The sequence below is a fragment of the Paenibacillus sp. FSL K6-0108 genome, from assembly GCF_045040695.1.
GTDB classification, from domain to species: Bacteria; Bacillota; Bacilli; order Paenibacillales; family Paenibacillaceae; genus Paenibacillus; species Paenibacillus pabuli_B.
Genome location: NZ_CP150288.1, coordinates 307,543 through 328,031 on the forward strand (window position 1 = coordinate 307,543; position 20,489 = coordinate 328,031).

A 20,489-nucleotide genomic window follows, 5' to 3' on the forward strand; every position below is an offset into this window, starting at 1 on the left:
GTTGCTCAGTTTTGAGAGCTCAAACTCTCAAACAGCTTGCTTTTGCATGGAGCTTGTTCTTTGAAAACTAGATATCGAAACGAAATATGCGAATTAGAACATTCCTTTTTAGCTGAACTTGTGTTAAACAAGTTCCAATAAATTGGTACTTAATTGCTTTTGCGATGGTATTGAATGGGAGCGACTTTTGGCTTTGCGCAAGCAAAACAAGGGAAGCGAGCAGTCAAAACCGGAGCAATATGGTTAAGCTACTAAGAGCACACGGAGGATGCCTAGGCGCTAGGAGCCGATGAAGGACGTGGCGAACAACGAAACTGCCTCGGGGAGCTGTAAGCAAGCTTTGATCCGGGGGTGTCCGAATGGGGAAACCCAGCTGGGGTAATTTCCAGTTACTCGTAACTGAATACATAGGTTACGTAGAGGCATACCAGGGGAACTGAAACATCTAAGTACCCTGAGGAAGAGAAAACAATAGTGATTCCGTCAGTAGCGGCGAGCGAACGCGGAGAAGCCCAAACCAGAGAGCTTGCTCTCTGGGGTTGTGGGACGTCTCACATGGAGTTACAAAGGAGCCGGTTAAACGAAGAGGTCTGGAAAGGCCCGCCAAAGAAGGTAAAAGCCCTGTAGTTGAAAGTCTGCTCTCTCCGAGACGGATCCCGAGTAGTGCGGGGCACGTGAAACCCCGTATGAATCCGGCAGGACCATCTGCCAAGGCTAAATACTTCCTAGCGACCGATAGTGAAGCAGTACCGTGAGGGAAAGGTGAAAAGCACCCCGGAAGGGGAGTGAAATAGAACCTGAAACCGTGTGCTTACAAAAAGTCAGAGCCCGTTTTAGGGGTGATGGCGTGCCTTTTGTAGAATGAACCGGCGAGTTACGTTCCCGTGCAAGGTTAAGGTGAAGAGCCGGAGCCGCAGCGAAAGCGAGTCTGAATAGGGCGAATGAGTACGTGGACGTAGACCCGAAACCGGGTGATCTACCCCTGTCCAGGGTGAAGGTGCGGTAACACGCACTGGAGGCCCGAACCCACGCACGTTGAAAAGTGCGGGGATGAGGTGGGGGTAGCGGAGAAATTCCAATCGAACTCGGAGATAGCTGGTTCTCCCCGAAATAGCTTTAGGGCTAGCCTCGGAAAACAGAGTCGTGGAGGTAGAGCACTGATTGGGTGCGGGGCCCGCAAGGGTTACCAAGCTCAGTCAAACTCCGAATGCCATAGACTTACTTCCGGGAGTCAGACAGTGAGTGCTAAGATCCATTGTCAAAAGGGAAACAGCCCAGACCATCAGCTAAGGTCCCCAAGTGTGTGTTAAGTGGGAAAGGATGTGGAGTTGCACAGACAACCAGGATGTTGGCTTAGAAGCAGCCACCATTGAAAGAGTGCGTAATAGCTCACTGGTCGAGTGACTCTGCGCCGAAAATGTAACGGGGCTAAACACACCACCGAAGCTATGGCTTGATGCTTTGCATCAGGGGTAGGGGAGCGTTGTATAAGGGTTGAAGGTGTACCGTAAGGAGCGCTGGACATTATACAAGTGAGAATGCCGGTATGAGTAACGAAAAGATCAGTGAGAATCTGATCCGCCGAAAGCCTAAGGGTTCCTGAGGAAGGCTCGTCCGCTCAGGGTAAGTCGGGACCTAAGGCGAGGCCGAAAGGCGTAGTCGAAGGACAACAGGTCGAAATTCCTGTACCACCGTAAGCCGTTATGAGCAATGGGGGGACGCAGCAGGGTAGTGACGCGGACTGATGGATGTCCGTCTAAGCAGTGAGGCTGATGTGTAGGCAAATCCGCACATCGTTAAGGCTGGGCTGTAATGGGGAGCGAAAATTACAGTAGCGAAGGTCATGATCTCACACTGCCAAGAAAAGCCTCTAGCCAGGTGATGGTGCCCGTACCGCAAACCGACACAGGTAGGCGAGAAGAGAATTCTAAGGCGCGCGGAAGAACTCTCGTTAAGGAACTCGGCAAAATGACCCCGTAACTTCGGGAGAAGGGGTGCCCCGGTAGTGTGAATAGCACGAGGGGGCCGCAGTGAAAAGGCCCAAGCGACTGTTTAGCAAAAACACAGGTCTGTGCGAAGCCGTAAGGCGAAGTATACGGGCTGACGCCTGCCCGGTGCTGGAAGGTTAAGGGGAGCGGTTAGGGAGTAATCCCGAAGCTGTGAACCGAAGCCCCAGTAAACGGCGGCCGTAACTATAACGGTCCTAAGGTAGCGAAATTCCTTGTCAGGTAAATTCTGACCCGCACGAATGGCGTAACGACTTGGGCGCTGTCTCAACGAGAGATCCGGTGAAATTTTAATACCTGTGAAGATGCAGGTTACCCGCGACAAGACGGAAAGACCCCATGGAGCTTTACTGCAGCTTGATATTGAATTTGGGTACGATCTGTACAGGATAGGTGGGAGCCTTTGAAGCCGGAGCGCCAGCTTCGGTGGAGGCACCGTTGGGATACCACCCTGATCGTATCTAGGTTCTAACCTGGTACCGTAATCCGGTGCGGGGACAGTGTCAGGTGGGCAGTTTGACTGGGGCGGTCGCCTCCTAAAGAGTAACGGAGGCGCCCAAAGGTTCCCTCAGAATGGTTGGAAATCATTCGAAGAGTGCAAAGGCATAAGGGAGCTTGACTGCGAGACCTACAAGTCGAGCAGGGACGAAAGTCGGGCTTAGTGATCCGGTGGTACCGCATGGAAGGGCCATCGCTCAACGGATAAAAGCTACCCTGGGGATAACAGGCTTATCTCCCCCAAGAGTCCACATCGACGGGGAGGTTTGGCACCTCGATGTCGGCTCATCGCATCCTGGGGCTGAAGTAGGTCCCAAGGGTTGGGCTGTTCGCCCATTAAAGCGGTACGCGAGCTGGGTTCAGAACGTCGTGAGACAGTTCGGTCCCTATCTGTCGTGGGCGTAGGAAATTTGAGAGGAGCTGTCCTTAGTACGAGAGGACCGGGATGGACGTACCGCTGGTGTACCAGTTGTTCCGCCAGGAGCACCGCTGGGTAGCTATGTACGGACGGGATAAGCGCTGAAAGCATCTAAGCGTGAAGCCCCCCTCAAGATGAGATTTCCCAGTATGTAAGACCCCTTGAAGACGACGAGGTAGATAGGCTGGGGGTGGAAGTGCAGCAATGCATGGAGCTGACCAGTACTAATCGGTCGAGGGCTTATCCAAATATGCAAGTTGTAAGTCGCACATTTCGTTTCGGATCTAGTTTTCAGAGAATAAACTCTGAAATAAAATGAAAATCGGTACATCACAGAAAGTGTATATGATTTTCAGTTCCAACTTTGATTTCAAGAAGCTATGCTTCGACAAATCGCGTTTGGTGGCGATGGCGGAGGGGTTCCACACGTACCCATCCCGAACACGACCGTTAAGCCCTCTAGCGCCGATGGTACTTGGACCGCAGGGTCCTGGGAGAGTAGGACGCCGCCAAGCGAAACCCCTTTGGGGTATTTTTTTTCGATATGGGCCCTTAGCTCAGTTGGTTAGAGCGCACCTCTGATAAGGGTGAGGCCGGTGGTTCGAGTCCACCAGGGCCCATAGTAATACCAGATATACTAAAAGTATATGGGGCCATAGCTCAGCTGGGAGAGCGCCTGCCTTGCAAGCAGGAGGTCAGCGGTTCGATCCCGCTTGGCTCCACCATTCCCTGATAGCTCAGTTGGTAGAGCACTCGACTGTTAATCGAGTTGTCACAGGTTCGAGCCCTGTTCGGGGAGCCAGTAAGGCCCGTTGGTCAAGGGGTTAAGACACCTCCCTTTCACGGAGGTAACAGGGGTTCGAATCCCCTACGGGTCATTGTTTTATTTTTTAGGGGATGAGAATCCCAAAGGTTCGTCGAAGGATAAGCTTCGTTAGCAATGGCTTCGCAGTCTCGAACGAAGTGAGAGTATTCCCTACGGATCATATATGGAGGCTTAGCTCAGCTGGGAGAGCATCTGCCTTACAAGCAGAGGGTCGGGGGTTCGATCCCCTCAGCCTCCACCATATACGCCGGTGTAGCTCAACTGGTAGAGCAACTGACTTGTAATCAGTAGGTTGGGGGTTCAAGTCCTCTCGCCGGCACCATTAATGCCTGGAACCGTGGTGTAGTTGGCCTAACATGCCTGCCTGTCACGCAGGAGATCGCGGGTTCGAATCCCGTCGGTTCCGCCATCTTGATTTTGCTTCAGGGATGAGAATCCGTTTTTGGGTTCGTCGGAGCATTCACTTCGAGAGCGTCAGCTTCGCAGTCTCGAACGAAGTGAGAGTATCCCGTCGGTTCCGCCATTAATACCAAAATCAAATAAGGCTCGGTAGCTCAGTCGGTAGAGCAGAGGACTGAAAATCCTCGTGTCGGCGGTTCGATTCCGTCCCGAGCCACCATGTAATCCTGGAGGATTAGCGAAGCGGCCAAACGCATCAGACTGTAAATCTGCTCCCGTACGGGTTCGGTGGTTCGAATCCATCATCCTCCACCAGTTTTTATGAGTCATTAGCTCAGTTGGTAGAGCACCTGACTTTTAATCAGGGTGTCGAAGGTTCGAGCCCTTCATGACTCACCATTATATGCGCGTGTGGCGGAATTGGCAGACGCACTAGACTTAGGATCTAGCGTCTTTGACGTGGGGGTTCAAGTCCCTCCACGCGCATCCCTTATAAGCGGAAGTGGCTCAGCGGTAGAGCATCGCCTTGCCAAGGCGAGGGTCGCGGGTTCGATTCCCGTCTTCCGCTCCAATATTTTGCGCCCTTAGCTCAGCTGGATAGAGCGTTTGACTACGAATCAAAAGGCCGGGAGTTCGAATCTCTCAGGGCGCGCCATTTTAACTTCATATTTATGCCGGCGTGGCGGAATGGCAGACGCGCTCGACTCAAAATCGAGTGGGAAACCGTGGAGGTTCGAGTCCTCTCGCCGGTATAACATAACGGGATGTAGCTCAGCTTGGTAGAGCACCTGGTTTGGGACCAGGGGGTCGCATGTTCAAATCGTGTCATCCCGATTTTTACATGCGGGTGTAGTTCAATGGTAGAACTTTAGCCTTCCAAGCTAATAGCGTGGGTTCGATTCCCATCACCCGCTTTGCAATTTGTAATACCTTAAACCCTTGCCCACCAAGGGTTTTTTGTTTACCCAAAATTCGACATACGACTAGACTATTTTTGTTCATGGGGCAGGTCATGGGGCAATTCTCAACTTTTTAGGATCAAACCCCTCTAAACGGTCTGCGGCTTCTCTTGAGATTATCTCAGACTGATGCGTGTAGATATCGGCTGTTGTTCCGATCTTGGTATGCCGCAATCGTTCCTGCATGGTCTTAAGATCCGCGCCGCTTTCTCTGAGCAGCATGGCAGCCGTGTGGCGCAACCCATGTAGTTTGACATGTGGAATGCCCTTCTTCTGCAAAAACTTCCTCCAAGTGCTTGTGGGGGTCGTAGGGAAGTACATGACACCCTTACCGCCATGGAATACATATGATTTGTTCTCTCCAGCCCAATCTTTACACTGTAACTTTTCCTTTCTCCATTTTCGTTCGTACTCTTTGAGCTGCGCCATGTACCATTTAGGCATAGCCACCCAGCCCTCGGATTCTTCCGTCTTAACTTCGCCTTCGATTTTTTTACCTTCCTTATCAAATGTGATTTGCTTATCGATCCAGATGGCATCCTGATCATAATCCACGTCTGTCCATTCCACGGCCAAGTACTCGCCCCGTCTGAAGCCGCCAAGGAGCGAACCAGTGTAGTAGAGTCTCCATCTATCTGGAAGGTCATAGAGAGCCAGCAGGACGGTTTCTGTCTCTGAGGTATTGAATGCTTTTTTAACACCGCGCATAGCTTTCTTTTCTTTCTTGCTGGTCCGTGGGCGCTGCACACCATCCATGGGATTCTTTGTGATCAGCTCCCACTCATGGGCAGCGTCAAAAACAGATTTGGCCGCTTTGTAGATATTCAATTTCGAATTAGTAGCGAACTCTTTCCCGTTCTCGCGCTTCAGCTCCCCAAAGAAGGTAACAAGCTGCAGGGTTGTTATTTTACTGATTTTAAGATGGCCAAACTCTGGAACTACATATTTGTTGAGATTATACAAGTTTACGTTCTGCGTGTATTCGCCCATATTCCCCTTAGCGTAGCCTTTTTCCCACTTGGGAATGAAGTCCTTAAAGGTGATATCTTCCTGTTTGGCCGCCTTCCCGGCTATTACTTGTTCACTCCATTTTGCTTCTTCAAGCGCAAGCCAGGATTCTTTTTTCTTGTCTGATTTTGAACGTGCAATCTCTTCCGGCATGTAGACAGTAACAGACCTTTTCGGTCTGGATGCCTTCGAAGGATCTCGGTCAACAATCTTATACTTGTTGCCTCCTAGATGTTCACTCCAAGCCATGTCATTCTTCCTTTCTGAGCTTTGATATAGGAAAGTTGCATTTCCAATTACATGATAAACCACCTCCTTATAGGAACGTATGTTCTTTTTTTAGGTATGAGGAGCCCTTGTTAATAGGCAAACACGAACACTACGCAGTAGATTCAATTACTCCCAGTGGATCAAACAAAATGATATGTCGTTCATCCGCTCGGACAGATAGACCAAATTTCTCAGTGTAGCGGTCAATGGCTGACTGGAGAAATTGTTCTGTTACCCCTAGGTATTCGGCAAGATCATACCGACCTGAAATCCGGGCATGGTGAGCCTGGACAATGCCTTCAAGCGGGATCATGCACTCATAGGCCCATTGTCTGGCGCGTAGTTCTTGCTTTCGTTTATGTATGATATTTTGATCCAGAATATCGCCGAAGCTTGTATAGTGGTGCCCAAGCTCTTCTGCAAGGACGCAGGTTTTTTCAATGATGGTTGCCATTCGTTTGTCGATGATAATCAAACCATCGGAGTAGAATCCTTTATTCCGTCCACGTAATGGCTTTTCGAAAATATCGATGTTTGACATACTAGCTTCGGCAGATAGCGTTTCATAGTTGTAGGCTGCCATTGCGTCACTCCTTGTTCTTTCTAAGCTGCCTTCTTAGCTTTACTAGCTCTTTGAATTCCTCAATATCCTGAAGCTCTTCCTCTGTCCAGTCTTCACCATCATGGTGGGCTGCAATGGTCTCGATTTCAGATGAAATCGGAGTATTGTCACTCAAGGGTTTTGAGTCGGATGTTCTATACCCTGCTGCTTCCATAAAGTCTTCTCGACGGACTAAGACTTCGTAGGGATTGAATACGGCTAACCGTTCTACAAACTCGAGCTCTGGTTTTACCGTACAAATACCCACTAAATAATTATCTAGTGTTTCGGGGTCAACTCCACTTAATTTGGATACCTCTTCAATTGGTTTATTTCCTACAATGATTCGAAGCATTTGCTCAAATCTCGATAGTTCAAACCCGTATAGTACTCGCTCTACAGATACATTAAATAGATCGGCTACCTTTTGTAATTTATCAATAGAAGGGGAGTTCTTATTCCAGTTATATATAGCCCCGTTCCCAAAACCTAACTCTTTCTCAAGCTTTGGGATAGAAGTGCTAGATTCCTTACAAAGTTCTCGGATATTATCGACAATATTCATACCAACTCTCCTAACAGAAAATATTCTAACTAAAATATTCGGTTTTATGTTGACTTAACTAAAATATTCGGTTATATTGATTTCAACAGCTTAATTAATAGCAAAAAAGGCAATAAAAAACCAGAGGTCAACTGACCCCACATTAAAAATCGTTCCCCAACGAGTTTATTTGGTTATGCCTTCTTCATGATAATAGATTATTTTCGGTTGGTTGTCAATAATTAAGCTGTTTATTTTACAAACTCTTACAAAGGAGGGATGTTAGATGCCACATTATACGGAGTTTGGAGCTGAAGCGAGAAAGATCATGTTCCAACGTAACATTAAAATGAAGGATCTTGCTGGAGAACTGGGTGTCTCAGTTACTTACGTATCCGAGATTCTTAAAGGGACACGTGAAGGCAAGAAGCAAAAGCCGATGATTGCCAGGCTGTTAGGCATGGAGAGTGAGGTTTGCTAAGCCCTAGCCAAGTGTACCTCTGACAGAACTTGATATTCAAACATTTCATTTAACAATGAAAGAAAGTGATTTAATGACTTCGACAGCAGGCTTTATTGAAGCACTCCGTGTGGAGATTAAACAGGAGCTAAGAGACGAGATCTTGGCCGAGCTTAAACCGACTATCGAACAACTCTTATACGCCAATGTGTTTGATTTTGCTGAGGCGTGCAGGTATCTGAAGGTTTCAGACTCTACATTACGGCGCATGGTTAAAAACGGAGAGATCCCTTTCATTAGAAATCGGGCATTAATCCACTTCCGCCAGATCGCTTTAGATAAATGGCTAGAAGGAAAGGAGAGATCGAATTGAACAAATCAACCAGCCTGGTATCGCCGGAGGTAATGGATCACTGCGCTAATCCGGAATGTGTCGCTGAGATCATCGAAGGGCAGATCGCTGTACGTCATGGTAAGGATCTGTATTGCAAGTTGAGTTGCAAGGCAAAGTCCATCGGCGCTGTGACGATCTCAGCGGGGGACTAATCATGAAACATGGTGTATCGGGGTTTCTCGCTCCAGATGGCAAATTCTATGCCTGTAATTATGGCAAGCATCGTGAACTGGCTACTGAACTGGTTGCCCAGTATAAAGTTTTCTTTGATGGAGACAGCAACAAGGTTCCCAACTTCATCAAGTTTGGCTGTAGTACATGGGCTAGTCCAGAAGGCGACTCAGCGTGCCACTGCTTCATGTGGGACGAGCCGACTCCGGAACAAGTGGATTGGCTGACCGCAAACCTCGACAAACTGACCGGAAATCAACGGCGGCGCATCTTGGCTGATCTGGACTTATATGACATCAAAATCCCCGATAGGAGGTGAGAATCTTGATATTAATGACCGAACAGCATTTCACAGCAGCCTGTGCCTTTTATCTGGCGTTAGCTAGCCAAATGCGCCGCAGTGGCCACATCAAAGTCGCTAATCATGCGGACAAGCAGTATCGCACTTATCGTAATCGTCTGGAAAGCAAAAAGCAGCCGCTCGGCTCCTACCCCGAAACAGCTGCTCAATAAATAAAACTATTCTACCGCCAGTCTACACTGGCAGAAAGGAAATTGCAATGAGTATGAAAGCTACGGGTATTGTCCGCCGCATAGATGATCTAGGTCGTGTCGTTATCCCGAAAGAGCTTCGCCGCACTCATTTTATTGAGGAAGGGGATCCGCTGGAGTACTTCGTGGAAGGTGACAAGATCATCATTCGCAAGTATCAACCGGGCTGCATTCTCTGCGGGAATAATGAAAGTCTGCACTTATTTCATGGTAAACAGATCTGTACACAATGCATTTCTAAAGCTTCAGAGCTTACTAAATCAAACTAAAACCTATTAGGAGGAATTATCCATGCAAAATATCGTTCCGATCCAAATCACATTCCAAGCTGTAAACGCAACTGACATTAAAAACCTGGTGCACGACCTGGCAGGTACGTTGGGCAGTATGCCTAATGCAGATGTGCCAGCACAAACCACAGTCTCCACTGTTCCTACACAACCAGCACCTACTCAGACGTCCACCCAGGCACCTGTGCAACAACCTCCACAGCAGCCGCAATATGGCCAGCAACCAGGTTATGGACAACAGCCACAGCATGATATGCAACCTCTAACGAAAGGCGGATATGCACAAGTCCCACAACAACCGCAATACGGGCAGCAGCCGCCAGTACAAGGCCAGCCTGTGCAGCAGCAACCTCAGTTCGGTCAACCGGATCAGCAGCAGTATGGCCAACCGCAGCCACCACAACAAGGGAGCGTTCCAACTACTGCTCCGGCATATACGCTTGACCAACTTGGTGTAGCTGCTCAGCCGGTGATGGATGCAGGCAAGGGTCAGGAGCTGCTGGGATGGCTGCAGCAGCAGGGAGTAGGCGGTCTGACTCAACTGGATCCAAGTAAGTACGGTGAGTTTGCAACGTTCCTTCGTAGCCTTGGGGGCCGTATCTAATGGCGGAAATTGCACATGCAGAGCGGGCACACGCTTTGCTGTCGGCCAGTGGGGCATCCCGCTGGTTGCAGTGCACGCCGAGTGCCAGGCTTGAAGCCACGTTACCGGATAGTGAGAGTGAGGCCGCCAAGCGCGGCACACTCGCCCATGAGATCGCTGAACTGAAGCTGCAGAAACTGTTCTCGGGTCTGACGACTCGCAAGTATAACGCTGCACTGAAGAAGTACAAAGCGGATGAGCTGTATGAGCCAATCATGGAAGACCACACCAATGCGTACCTGGATTACATCCAGTCCATTGTTCACCAATTCCCTTCGCCGCCATTTGTGGCCATCGAGCGCCGAGTGGATCTGACCGACTTTGTTCCGGAAAGTTTCGGAACCTCGGACTGCATCATCATTGGTAGCGGAAGGCTCCATGTCATCGATTATAAGAATGGACAAGGTGTACCGGTATCTGCTGAAAACAATTCACAAATGAAGCTGTATGCGCTGGGCGCTTACAAGGCTTTCAGTCTCCTGTTTCCCATTGAGTCTGTTCATGTGGCCATCGTTCAACCAAAAGTGTGGAACGAGCCTTCTGAATGGTCGTTGTCCTCTGCCGAGCTGTTGTCCTGGGGTGAGTCGATCAAGCCGATTGCTCAGGCAGCCTTTGATGGCCAGGGAGAGTATGTTCCAGGCGATCACTGCAAATTCTGCCGTGCGAGTGCGACCTGCAGGGCAAGAGTGTCGCAGATCATGGAAGCAGGCACCAAAGCACCACTGAAGCCACCTCTGCTTAGTTGGGATGAGGCAGCAGACGTACTGAAGCGAGCTGAGGGTATCGTCAGCTGGTATTCCGATCTGAAGAAGCTGGCTTTGGCTGAAGCTCTGAAAGGGGGGATCGTTCCCGGCTGGAAAGCCGTAGAGGGTCGGGGCAGCCGTGATTATACGAATCTGGATGCCGCATTTAAGCACCTGCAGGAAAAAGGTATTGAGGAAGCGATCCTGTATGACCGTAAACCGTTAACACCGCCACAGCTGGAGAAGGCGCTGGGCAAAAAGGAATACCGCGAGCTACTGGAGGTGCCTGGCCTGGTCGTCAGCCGTTCCGGGGCACCAACACTAGTAGCAGATGATGATAAGCGTCCAGGTATCACCAATCAGGTTAAGCCTGAAGACGTATTTGGGCCTGCACCAGAACAACCACAAAACTAATAATTGATAAGGGGATAATTCCATATGACAACAGAAACAGCAATTACAACAGGTGAAGTAAGACTGAGCTTTGTAAACTTGTTCACACCGCGAGCTAATCAACCAGGGCAGGAGCCGAAATACAGCACGACGATTCTGATTCCTAAATCCGACTTTGCCACCATGCAACGTATCAATGCCGCCATCGAAGCTGCGTCACAAAAAGGTGTAGCTGGTGCATGGGGAGGCGCCCGTCCAGCGCAACCGCGTAACCCTATTCACGATGGGGATGGCGTGCGTCCGAACGGAGAGGCTTTTGGTCCGGAGTGCAAAGGGCATTGGGTTCTGACGGCCAGCAGCAAGCAACAACAAGCGGTTGTGGGTCCAGACATGGGGCCAATCATTGACCAAACCCGTGTTTACTCCGGCGTATATGGCCGAGTGAATATTAATTTCTTCGCTTACAGCAACAGCGGCAACAAAGGAATTGGCGCAGGCCTGGGTCCGGTGCAGATCCTTCGTGATGGTGAAGCCTTGGGTGGGCGGATCTCGGCTGAACAAGCTTTTGGTGGCAATGGAGGCGGTGTAGGTTTTGCGCCGGCACCAGCTCCGCAGGGCTATGATCAGATCCCGCCACAGCAGTACGGCCAACAACCACCACAGCAGCCGCAGTATGGTCAACAGCCTCCAGTTCAAGGTGGGTATGGCCAAGCACCGCAACAACCGCAATACGGCCAACAGCCGCCAGCACAGCCGGGCTATGGACAAGCTCCTCAACAACCACAATATGGCCAAGCTCCGCAACAAGGCTACGGACAGCAGCAACCTCCGCAACAGCAGATTGATCCGATCACCGGCAAGCCCCTTGGTGGCGGGATTTACGGGATCTAATTCATAGACATTTAGCTAAAGGGGTTCTTCGGAACCCCTTCACTTTACCAGAAAGGAGGCAGCCAATTGCATGTCATGGCACCTTTCAATCGATATTGAGACCTACAGCAGCATCGACATTAAGAAAGCAGGGTTGTACCGCTACGTTCAAAGTCCTGATTTTGAAATCCTTTTGTTCGCTTACTCCTGGGATAGCGGCCCGACGCGAATTGTTGATCTAGCTCAGGGTGAAGTCATTCCGGAAGAAGTTATCCGCGCTTTAAATGATAAAGAAGTCATCAAACACGCTTATAACGCGGCTTTTGAATGGTACTGTCTAAACAAATTCTGGCCTTCACCTGTAGAACACTGGCGCTGCACACAGATTCACGGATTGTACTGTGGATACCCTGCAGGACTTGGCAAGGTAGGCGAAGCACTCGGCATTCCCCAGGACAAGAAGAAAATGGGCGTCGGTGGTGCACTGATTCGGACGTTCTGTGTACCGATCAAAAAGCCTGCCAAGTCAACTGGCTTTCGTAAGCGCACCCTGCCACATCATGAACCTGAGAAGTGGGAGCTGTTCAAGCAGTACTGTGTGGGTGACGTTGTAGCAGAGATGGAGATCCTAAACCGGCTATCGGTGTTCCCGGTTCCGGAAATGGAATGGGAGCTTTGGTTCCTGGATCAGCGGATCAATGCCCGAGGTATCGCTTGTGACTTGGATCTCGTGGACGGTGCACTGGCCGTGGATCAACAGATCACAGCAGAGCTTATGCAGGAAGCCGTTCAGCTCAGTGGCCTAGACAATCCGAAGTCCGTAGCTCAGCTCAAAAAGTGGCTGTCCAAGGAAATTGGGGAAGAGATCGAGGATCTGAGAAAGGATACAGTATCTGGTCTGATCGACAACGTGGAAGATGGCAAAGCCAAACGTGTCCTGGAGATCCGCAGGGAGTTGTCCAAGACCAGTACCAAGAAGTATGTGGCCATGAAGACGGTAGCTTGTGAAGACGGACGCGTTCGGGGGCTGTTGCAGTTCTATGGTGCGAACCGAACAGGACGTTGGGCAGGTCGATTGGTCCAGGTCCACAACCTTCCCAAGAACAAGATAGACACGCTCGAATATGCGAGGAAGCTGGTTCACGGCGAGCAGGTCAATCTGTTGAAACTGATGTACGGAAATGTTCCTGATACGCTCAGTCAATTGATCCGGACAGCGTTTGTGGCTCCGATCGGGATGAAGCTTCATATAGCCGACTTCTCCGCTATTGAGGCCCGGGTGATTGCCTGGCTTGCTGGAGAGCAATGGCGGCTGGATGTATTCGCTACCCACGGCAAGATTTATGAAGCTTCTGCGTCGGCCATGTTCGGGATACCTCTCGAACAGGTGGACAAGGATCTGCGTCAACGGGGCAAGGTTTCTGAACTAGCTTTGGGATATCAAGGGGCATCCGGTGCACTGATCGCCATGGGTGCCTTGGATATGGGCCTAGAAGAGGATGAGCTGCCCGAGATCGTCACACGCTGGCGAAACGCTAACCGGCGCATCGTGGATCTGTGGTTTGGTTTCGAGAAGGCAGCGCTGAGTGTTATGGAGACGGGTCAGCCTGTGGGTGTTCGGGGCATCATCTTTGCTCGGGAGAGCCATCACGGAAACGGCCTGGACTTCTTCACGGTACAACTTCCCTCGGGACGAAAGTTGTATTACGTAGAGCCTCGCCTGGCGCAGAACGATTTTGGCAAACAGGCGCTGCACTACATGGGTCCTGATCAGAAGACAGGCAAGTGGTCGCTGATTAGCACGTATGGCGGGAAACTGGTCGAGAACATTGTCCAGGCGATTGCGCGGGATTGTCTAGCCGTGTCATTGATGCGAGTGGAGCAAGCCGGTTATGACACCGTGCTGCACGTTCATGATGAGATCGGCATCGAATCGACTCATCCGGAGGATCTAGAGAAGGTTTTGGATCTGATGGCTGAGCCGGTATCGTGGGCACCCGGGCTGCCGCTGAAAGCTGCGGGATTCTCCACAGACTTTTACATGAAGGATTAGGAGGTGCTGGCTTTGAAGGAGACAGCACGAGTGGCAGCTGACCTGATCAAGCTTTTACAACGAGAAGGGTTCACGATACAGCGCTATGACAGTGTGACGACCAGTAGCATTTACCTGAAGCTGGACTATGGCGTGTGCAACAGCGTTCGGATCGGAGACCACAAAGGTAAGAAGCAGTATAAGTACCGCTATAACGTGGATATTGGTCGGAAACAAATTAACCGGCATAAAACGCCCGAGGGTTGGCAGCGCTGGTATTACCCGGAGACGGCCTTGAGAAATCTACTCCAGGATGTCGTGAAGGAACGGCAGCTGCTGAAGAACAAGCAAGGCGAGGAGCATTATCGCTTGCTGATGGCACAACGTGAATTAGAAGGACGGGGCACGAAAGGTTTCTGGCAAAGCGCAACACTGGTTGACCCGAACGAAGAAGGAGGATCGGACGTGACAAATTATGCAATTAACGACAAGGCAAAAGCGGCATTAAACCGGCTGACCAGCTTGCCAGGAATGCATGCTATCAAGGAACAGGTGGATGAAATGGTCCATTTCTCTCGGGTTGCTGCGCTCCGGAAGAAGAACAACCTTAAAACGACTATGCAATCCAATCACATGATTTTCACGGGTAATCCAGGCACAGGCAAAACCACAGCAGCTCGCCTGATCGGAGAGGCGTTCGCAGAGATCGGCCTACTTAAACGAGCGGATAAAAAGGAAATCCCTTTTGTTGAGATCCACCAATCTGCAATTGCTGCCCCACATGTGGGAGAAGCTGAACGGGCATTAGTCGCTAAATTCAAAGAGGCTCGCGGCGGTGTTTTGTTCATTGATGAAGCCTATGCCTTCACACCGAGTGAAAAGTCTTCGCACAATCAAGCAGATACCGTAATCGCAACCATGGTGCAGTGCATTGAGGACATGAGGGACGAGGTTGTAGTCATCGCTGCCGGTTACCCCAAAGATATGGCCAAGTTCATCAAGACTAATCCAGGACTCGCTTCTCGGTTCCCGACTACCATTCATTTTCCGGATTACCCGGTACAGGAGCTTGTGCAGATCGGATTCCAAATGTGCATCGATCAGGAGTATCAGCCGGATAACAGTTACCTGGACGCACTGGCCAGTGTGCTGTGGATCGAGAAGGGGAAGCCGAATTTCGGTAATGCTCGGACGGTACGTAACCAGGTGGAACGCTCCATCCGGAGGCAGTCTATGCGAGTTTCGCAGATGCAGAATCCTACTCGCAAGGATCTGGCCACGCTCACAGCCGTTGACCTGGTTCATTCGGTGGAGGGTGTAAAGGTGACTGAGGTCGATATTTTGCATCGGATGATTAAAGAGGCCCAGGCTCGAATCTTCGCGCTGGATCTAATCGGCATTAATCAAAAACCTAATTAATGGGAGGGCTTAGGCCATGGATTATAAATTTGCAGTAGCTAAAATTTCAGACATCGATACGTTACTTGATGAAGAGAGCATGCAGAAGTTTTACGGGTTGTTGAACCGGATCAGCGATGAACGGAACGCAATTGGCAAGCCCGATAACCATTATATTGTAGTAAATCTGGACGAGCCTTATGTGGGTGACGTCATTGAGATAATGAAGCGTAATGGCCATTGGGATTCCACGGTTAGTGGGAGATCTACCAAATCAATCTCAGAGCTGGTAGATGCTGCACACGAGAATGCAGTGAGTAAAGGCTGGTGGGACAAAAATCCAAGCTTTGGTGAGACTATTGCCCTGATTCATTCTGAGGCATCGGAGGCGCTGGAGGACTACCGAAACGGCCGCGAGGTAACTGATATCTGGTACGAAAACAAGGACCTGAAAACCAGGTTTAAAGATCCAATTACTCCCAACTGTAAGCCCTGCGGTATTCCATCGGAACTGGCTGACATCGTTATCCGTGTCATGGATGCGTGCGGTCACTATGGAATAGATCTGGAGAAGGCCATTCAGGAAAAAATGGCTTACAATGCAACGCGTCCGCAGCGTCACGGCGGCAAGGTGCTCTGATCAGATGTTCACTGATCTTTATAAATCAGATATCCCTTGGGATATTGTCACAGACGATAGCGGCAAGGTGGTCGGTGAGGTGTACAAGCCTCTTCCGGATCCACCGCCAAGGAGGCGACAAGCTAAATGGGGCATTATTTCTACATCACTCCTGGGGAGTACGCAGAAGCGGCCAAACTCGGAATAAAGCCGGCAATGTTGGATCGGCGTATTCGTGCACAGGGCTGGCCAAAGCAGCGTGCGATGACTACGCCTCCACGACCAGTTACGGATCGTAGGCGCTGGAAAGCCGAAGCGGAGAACAACGGAATTAGTTACGACACGTTCATGTCTCGGGTCAATCGTGGCTGGACGATGGAACGGGCAGCAACCGAACCGCTACAGACTCCGGAACAGGCAAAGGCGCAGACGGCAAGAGCTACAGAGGCTATCCGCATTTATCCCAAAGAATATGTGGATCTCGCGGCACAAAACGGAATAGCTTATGCCACATTTGTTCACCGGATTAAATATATAGGATGGGATTATGAACGTGCCGCCACGGAACCTTTATGGTCACGACAACAGTCGGGTGTTCTTGGTTCAAAGCGACTTAGGGACCGCGAAGGAGATTGGGCAGCACAGATTTTTGGGAAGTGAGGTTAGGGTGTGAAACGAATCGTATTTAGCCGCAATAAAGGGATAGGACATAGAGCTCAAACGGAAGTCATTGAGTTTGATGATGTCGCAACAGAGGAGGATATCCGGATTGCATATGTAGATTGGGTGTGGGAGCAGGTTAACGATGAATTCACCTGGTATGAGGAAGAGGACGGTGATCAGACATGAGTGAACGAAGATACAAATTACTCAACGGATATACCCTGCTCGTAGACGATGAAGGTCTCAGTGTGTCGCATCATGCATCTATTCTCACAATCGAGACCAGTGGTGATGAAATCATAGATGACGTACTTGCCTTGCTGGATCACACAGTGTCAGAAAAAGAGAAGTGGCGTAAAGAAGCTTTTCGGAAGTATCCAACACCAGATGCGTATGACGCAGCCTGTGCAGCTCTACACAAGCATAAGGAGGAAGCTAATCGTCTCGAATTGGAGCTCAAACAGGAATCTGAGCGCTGTACCAAAGTCATGAGGCTGCTTGTGCAAGTGACTGACATTTTGAGCATGGGCAGGACGCCAGATCGAGCCAGTGCGGCGTTGAAAGTGATATACCAGTGGCTGAATGACAATAAGCCTCAGAGTCAGGAAGGTGATCAGGCATGAGAGCCTTAACCGCTCAGGAAAAGAAGCAAATTGCCGAAGTGAAGAAACGGGCAAATACCACGATATCCAAGAAACGAATCTTGCTGGGAGCGCAGATCAGAGCATGCACTGCTCCAGCTCAGATGCGTCGAAAGAAAGAACTGCTCCGGCAGTTTGACGCTCTTTCTCCGATCAAGGGCTATCCAGCGGTCATTGAGGACAAAGAGCGTTCTATGGTCATTGATTATCAACTGTTCCGCAGATTGATCCGTTCACTGAAGCATCGCCGTGTGGATATCCGAATTGAACCTGGCGGTGTACTGATGATACACCATGAAGACCCATCCAATAGCCGCAATCACGGTGAGCTTGAGCTTTACGAGATACCACCTTGGCAGCAGTATGCACTAACGGATTTACCTGTTATAGAGATTGATTAAAACCAGGAGGCAGGCGTCATGCAATTTGACAGACAACTAACTATATCAAGCGCCGGGACCAGACACAGCACAAACTGGCAGACGCAAACGGCCTATTGGTCGGAGATCGTCGAGCGTTTACGGACTGCTGTACGGGGTGCGGAGACGCTGGCGGAATACTTGCAGCTGCCTAAGAGCAAACAGGATGACCTGAAGGACGTTGGCGGCTTTGTCGGTGGCAGTCTGTCAGGCGGTCGCCGGAAAGCCAACGCGGTCATTGGCCGTGATCTGGTTACGCTTGATCTTGATAATATCCCAGCAGGCGGGACGATGGATATCCTTCGCCGTCTGGAAGCCTTGGGCTGCGGCTATGCCGTTTATAGTACACGGAAACATGAAGAGAACCGGCCTAGGCTTCGGGTCGTGGCGCCGCTGGATCGGATGGCCACAGCGGATGAGTATGAACCGATTGCCCGGAAGCTCGGGGAGATCATCGGCATTGGGCTGTGCGACCCGACCACGTTCGAAGCTTCAAGGCTCATGTACTGGCCAAGCTGCAGCGTGGACAGTCAGTATGTATTCACCTTTGGAGACAAGCCTTTCCTCTCCGTAGACGGCCTACTGGGCATGTATCCGGATTGGCGCAATGTGGCTTCGTGGCCACAAGTGCCTGGTACCGGACAGACTCACGTCCGGATGGCAGCAAAGCAAGGAGATCCTACCGAGAAGCAAGGCATGGTCGGGGCGTTCTGTAAGGTCTACGACGTGCCGGCAGCCATTGAGGCATTCTTACCTGGTGTCTATCTGAACACGGATGATGGCAGCGGCAGACTTACGTACGTAGGCGGTTCAACCACAGGCGGTGCGATCGTTTATGACGATGGTCAGTTTCTATTCTCCCATCATGCTACGGATCCGACAGGTGGACGGCTGGTAAACAGTTTTGACCTGGTGCGGCTTCACAAGTTCGGCGATCAAGACGATGAAGCGAAGCCTGGGACACCTACAAACAAGCTCCCGTCTTATACAGCCATGATGGACTTCGCTATGCGCCAGGAGCCAGTTGCTGGTCTGTTAATGCAAGAACGACACCAGAAGGCTACAGCGGCATTTGCTGATTCTCCTGTGTTGCCGGCAGAGCCAGAGGATATGGACTGGATGCGGCGGCTGGAGTTCAACAGTAACGGGGTATACCTGAAGACAGTAGATAATGTGCTGATCGTACTGGAGTATGACCCGGCTCTAAAGGATAAGATCGCGTTTGATGAATTTGCTAATCGAGGTCTGGTACTTGGGTCGCTTCCGTGGGATGCCAGAGAAGAACGGCGGCCATGGGCCAGTTCGGATGATGCAGGGATCTACCATTATATCGAAAAGGTGTACGGCATCGCGGTAGATGCCAAGATCAACAACGCCTTAACCCTGATCACGCATAAGAAGCGGTTCAACGATGTGCGGCGGTACCTGGAGGGGCTGACGTGGGACGGTGTGCCGAGACTGGATACGCTGTTCACCGATTACCTGGGCGCAGAGGACAGCCTGTATACCCGGGCGGTGTCCCGGAAGTCCTTCACGGCTGCCGTGGCCAGAGCGATGGAGCCCGGCGTCAAATGGGACTATATGCCGATTCTGGCGGGGCCCCAGGGGCTTGGTAAATCGACATTTCTGCGGTACATGGGCAAGGACTGGTATTCAGACAGCTTGACCACCTTTGAGGGCAAGGACGCCATGGAGCTGATCCAGGGTGTTTGGCTCAATGAGGTGGGGGAGCTGACGGGGATGAGTAAGTCAGAGAGCAACGCCGTTAAGCAGTTTTTGAGTCGGACGGAGGATATCTATCGTGAAGCTTATGGCAAGCGTACAATGCCTTATCCACGGCGCTGCGTGTTCTTCGGGACCACCAATGATAGCGAGTTCCTACGGGACCGTACAGGCAATCGGCGGTTTTGGCCAATCGATGTTGGCATCGTGAAGCCATCAAAGAGTGTGTTTCAGGATCTGAAGGGTGAAGTCGATCAGATATATGCGGAAGCTTTTGTACGGTGGCAGCTGAGTGAGCCTCTGTATCTTTCAGGTGAAGTCGAGGATATGGCCAAAGAGCGCCAGGAGGCCCACAGGGAGAGTAGCGCAAAGGAAGGCATCATACAAGCATTCGTGAGTCGAGATGTACCTGCTGATTGGCAGAAGCGTGATTTACCGACAAGACGAATGTACTGGTCCGGTGAGTTTGGGAAGCCCCAGGAAGGCGAGGGAGGCCCCCGGGACCGGATATGTGCCGCTGAGATTTGGTGCGAATGCTTCAATTCGGACATCAAGTATATTAAACAATCAGATACACGAGAAATTAACGGTATATTGTCTTGCATCCCAGGTTGGGAAGAGTACAAAGGTTGGTTCGGCCCATACAACTGGCAGCGAGGTTTCCGGAAAAAATGACTTGGACAGATTGGACAAACCATCTTGGACAGTCTGCCAAGTGTCCAACTTTCATTTTGGACAGATTTTGAAGTGTCCAAGCGAGTGTCCAAGTAAGTGTCCAAGAAAAAAACCGCTATATATCAATATATTATTACTTTATTGGACACTTTGGACACTTAAATAGTTAAAGGTAAATAGTAAAGAGATTAGAGAGATTATAGAAATCATATACCGCCTAATACGCCTAATTATAAAAAAGTCCCGCGTGCGTAGTGAGTGCATGCGTAACACAC

19 protein-coding genes, 16 tRNA genes and 2 rRNA genes are annotated in these 20,489 nt (G+C 50.4%); 34 read left to right on the plus strand and 3 right to left on the minus strand.

What is annotated here, in order from left to right; all coding sequences use genetic code 11:
* Window positions 1-241 precede the first annotated feature (241 nt).
* The 18 genes from MHB49_RS01370 (at window position 242) to MHB49_RS01455 (ending at window position 5,061) form a co-directional block, all read left to right on the plus strand.
* A 23S ribosomal RNA gene (locus tag MHB49_RS01370) occupies window positions 242-3,170 on the plus strand.
* Window positions 3,171-3,320: 150 nt separating this feature from the next.
* Window positions 3,321-3,437, plus strand: a 5S ribosomal RNA gene (gene rrf, locus MHB49_RS01375).
* Window positions 3,438-3,468: 31 nt separating this feature from the next.
* A tRNA-Ile gene (locus MHB49_RS01380) sits at window positions 3,469-3,542 on the plus strand.
* A 29-nt stretch (window positions 3,543-3,571) separates the two neighbouring features.
* Window positions 3,572-3,647 (plus strand) — tRNA-Ala (locus MHB49_RS01385).
* A 1-nt stretch (window position 3,648) separates the two neighbouring features.
* A tRNA-Asn gene (locus MHB49_RS01390) sits at window positions 3,649-3,724 on the plus strand.
* Window positions 3,725-3,728: 4 nt separating this feature from the next.
* Window positions 3,729-3,800: transfer RNA gene (locus MHB49_RS01395), tRNA-Glu, on the plus strand.
* Between the two features lie 113 nt (window positions 3,801-3,913).
* Window positions 3,914-3,989, plus strand: a tRNA-Val gene (locus tag MHB49_RS01400).
* A 5-nt stretch (window positions 3,990-3,994) separates the two neighbouring features.
* Window positions 3,995-4,070: transfer RNA gene (locus MHB49_RS01405), tRNA-Thr, on the plus strand.
* 9 nt (window positions 4,071-4,079) lie between these two features.
* Window positions 4,080-4,157 (plus strand) — tRNA-Asp (locus tag MHB49_RS01410).
* A gap of 134 nt (window positions 4,158-4,291) precedes the next feature.
* Window positions 4,292-4,367, plus strand: a tRNA-Phe gene (locus MHB49_RS01415).
* 9 nt (window positions 4,368-4,376) lie between these two features.
* A tRNA-Tyr gene (locus MHB49_RS01420) sits at window positions 4,377-4,462 on the plus strand.
* Between the two features lie 8 nt (window positions 4,463-4,470).
* Window positions 4,471-4,546 (plus strand) — tRNA-Lys (locus tag MHB49_RS01425).
* A 6-nt stretch (window positions 4,547-4,552) separates the two neighbouring features.
* Window positions 4,553-4,633 (plus strand) — tRNA-Leu (locus MHB49_RS01430).
* Between the two features lie 10 nt (window positions 4,634-4,643).
* Window positions 4,644-4,718 (plus strand) — tRNA-Gly (locus MHB49_RS01435).
* Window positions 4,719-4,725: 7 nt separating this feature from the next.
* A tRNA-Arg gene (locus MHB49_RS01440) sits at window positions 4,726-4,802 on the plus strand.
* Window positions 4,803-4,820: 18 nt separating this feature from the next.
* A tRNA-Leu gene (locus tag MHB49_RS01445) sits at window positions 4,821-4,899 on the plus strand.
* 8 nt (window positions 4,900-4,907) lie between these two features.
* Window positions 4,908-4,981: transfer RNA gene (locus MHB49_RS01450), tRNA-Pro, on the plus strand.
* A gap of 9 nt (window positions 4,982-4,990) precedes the next feature.
* Window positions 4,991-5,061, plus strand: a tRNA-Gly gene (locus MHB49_RS01455).
* Between the two features lie 96 nt (window positions 5,062-5,157).
* On the opposite strand, the gene MHB49_RS01460 is transcribed toward MHB49_RS01455, so the two are convergent.
* The 3 genes from MHB49_RS01460 to MHB49_RS01470 all read right to left on the minus strand — a co-directional run bounded on the left by MHB49_RS01460 (window position 5,158) and on the right by MHB49_RS01470 (window position 7,550).
* Window positions 5,158-6,267: a tyrosine-type recombinase/integrase gene (locus MHB49_RS01460; RefSeq protein ID WP_405154744.1), complete on the minus strand. Its 1,110-nt coding sequence runs from the start codon at window positions 6,265-6,267 to the stop codon at window positions 5,158-5,160.
* 226 nt (window positions 6,268-6,493) lie between these two features.
* Entirely contained in the window at window positions 6,494-6,967 is a 474-nt protein-coding gene (locus MHB49_RS01465) for an ImmA/IrrE family metallo-endopeptidase (protein ID WP_405154745.1), read from the minus strand.
* A gap of 4 nt (window positions 6,968-6,971) precedes the next feature.
* Window positions 6,972-7,550, minus strand: coding sequence for a helix-turn-helix domain-containing protein (locus MHB49_RS01470; protein WP_405154746.1), 579 nt, complete (start codon window positions 7,548-7,550; stop codon window positions 6,972-6,974).
* Between the two features lie 265 nt (window positions 7,551-7,815).
* Here MHB49_RS01470 and MHB49_RS01475 point away from each other — a divergent pair, with 265 nt between their 5' ends.
* The 16 genes from MHB49_RS01475 to MHB49_RS01550 all read left to right on the plus strand — a co-directional run bounded on the left by MHB49_RS01475 (window position 7,816) and on the right by MHB49_RS01550 (window position 20,214).
* Window positions 7,816-8,010, plus strand: a complete 195-nt coding sequence (locus MHB49_RS01475) for a helix-turn-helix domain-containing protein (RefSeq protein WP_405154747.1) — start codon at window positions 7,816-7,818, stop codon at window positions 8,008-8,010.
* Window positions 8,011-8,065: 55 nt separating this feature from the next.
* On the plus strand, window positions 8,066-8,362 hold the full coding sequence (locus MHB49_RS01480) for a helix-turn-helix domain-containing protein (RefSeq protein WP_405154748.1): 297 nt from the start codon (window positions 8,066-8,068) through the stop codon (window positions 8,360-8,362).
* Between the two features lie 112 nt (window positions 8,363-8,474).
* Window positions 8,475-8,873: a hypothetical protein gene (locus MHB49_RS01485; RefSeq protein ID WP_405154749.1), complete on the plus strand. Its 399-nt coding sequence runs from the start codon at window positions 8,475-8,477 to the stop codon at window positions 8,871-8,873.
* A 5-nt stretch (window positions 8,874-8,878) separates the two neighbouring features.
* Window positions 8,879-9,067 (plus strand): hypothetical protein, encoded by a 189-nt coding sequence (locus tag MHB49_RS01490; protein WP_405154750.1) that lies wholly within the window; start codon window positions 8,879-8,881, stop codon window positions 9,065-9,067.
* Between the two features lie 53 nt (window positions 9,068-9,120).
* On the plus strand, window positions 9,121-9,375 hold the full coding sequence (locus MHB49_RS01495; RefSeq protein ID WP_405154751.1) for an AbrB/MazE/SpoVT family DNA-binding domain-containing protein: 255 nt from the start codon (window positions 9,121-9,123) through the stop codon (window positions 9,373-9,375).
* Between the two features lie 22 nt (window positions 9,376-9,397).
* Window positions 9,398-10,000 (plus strand): hypothetical protein, encoded by a 603-nt coding sequence (locus MHB49_RS01500; RefSeq protein ID WP_405154752.1) that lies wholly within the window; start codon window positions 9,398-9,400, stop codon window positions 9,998-10,000.
* On the plus strand, window positions 10,000-11,196 hold the full coding sequence (locus tag MHB49_RS01505) for a DUF2800 domain-containing protein (protein ID WP_405154753.1): 1,197 nt from the start codon (window positions 10,000-10,002) through the stop codon (window positions 11,194-11,196). Before MHB49_RS01500 ends, MHB49_RS01505 begins: the two co-directional genes overlap by 1 nt.
* Before the next feature lie 24 nt (window positions 11,197-11,220).
* Window positions 11,221-12,066: a DUF2815 family protein gene (locus tag MHB49_RS01510; RefSeq protein ID WP_405154754.1), complete on the plus strand. Its 846-nt coding sequence runs from the start codon at window positions 11,221-11,223 to the stop codon at window positions 12,064-12,066.
* A gap of 70 nt (window positions 12,067-12,136) precedes the next feature.
* Window positions 12,137-14,098, plus strand: a complete 1,962-nt coding sequence (locus MHB49_RS01515; RefSeq protein WP_405154755.1) for a DNA polymerase — start codon at window positions 12,137-12,139, stop codon at window positions 14,096-14,098.
* Between the two features lie 12 nt (window positions 14,099-14,110).
* Window positions 14,111-15,496 (plus strand): AAA family ATPase, encoded by a 1,386-nt coding sequence (locus tag MHB49_RS01520; RefSeq protein WP_405154756.1) that lies wholly within the window; start codon window positions 14,111-14,113, stop codon window positions 15,494-15,496.
* 202 nt (window positions 15,497-15,698) lie between these two features.
* Window positions 15,699-16,115 carry a hypothetical protein gene (locus MHB49_RS01525; RefSeq protein WP_405157019.1) on the plus strand — a complete coding sequence of 139 codons (417 nt, stop codon included), beginning with the start codon at window positions 15,699-15,701 and terminating at the stop codon, window positions 16,113-16,115.
* A 126-nt stretch (window positions 16,116-16,241) separates the two neighbouring features.
* Window positions 16,242-16,754, plus strand: a complete 513-nt coding sequence (locus MHB49_RS01530) for a hypothetical protein (protein WP_405154757.1) — start codon at window positions 16,242-16,244, stop codon at window positions 16,752-16,754.
* Window positions 16,755-16,763: 9 nt separating this feature from the next.
* The gene (locus MHB49_RS01535; protein WP_405154758.1) at window positions 16,764-16,943 is read left to right on the plus strand and encodes a hypothetical protein; all 180 of its coding nucleotides are present in this window, start codon (window positions 16,764-16,766) and stop codon (window positions 16,941-16,943) included.
* Window positions 16,940-17,380, plus strand: a complete 441-nt coding sequence (locus tag MHB49_RS01540) for a hypothetical protein (protein ID WP_405154759.1) — start codon at window positions 16,940-16,942, stop codon at window positions 17,378-17,380. Before MHB49_RS01535 ends, MHB49_RS01540 begins: the two co-directional genes overlap by 4 nt.
* Entirely contained in the window at window positions 17,377-17,799 is a 423-nt protein-coding gene (locus tag MHB49_RS01545; protein WP_405154760.1) for a hypothetical protein, read from the plus strand. The genes MHB49_RS01540 and MHB49_RS01545 overlap by 4 nt, the downstream gene beginning before the upstream one ends.
* A gap of 18 nt (window positions 17,800-17,817) precedes the next feature.
* Window positions 17,818-20,214 carry a VapE domain-containing protein gene (locus tag MHB49_RS01550; RefSeq protein WP_405154761.1) on the plus strand — a complete coding sequence of 799 codons (2,397 nt, stop codon included), beginning with the start codon at window positions 17,818-17,820 and terminating at the stop codon, window positions 20,212-20,214.
* Window positions 20,215-20,489 lie beyond the last annotated feature (275 nt).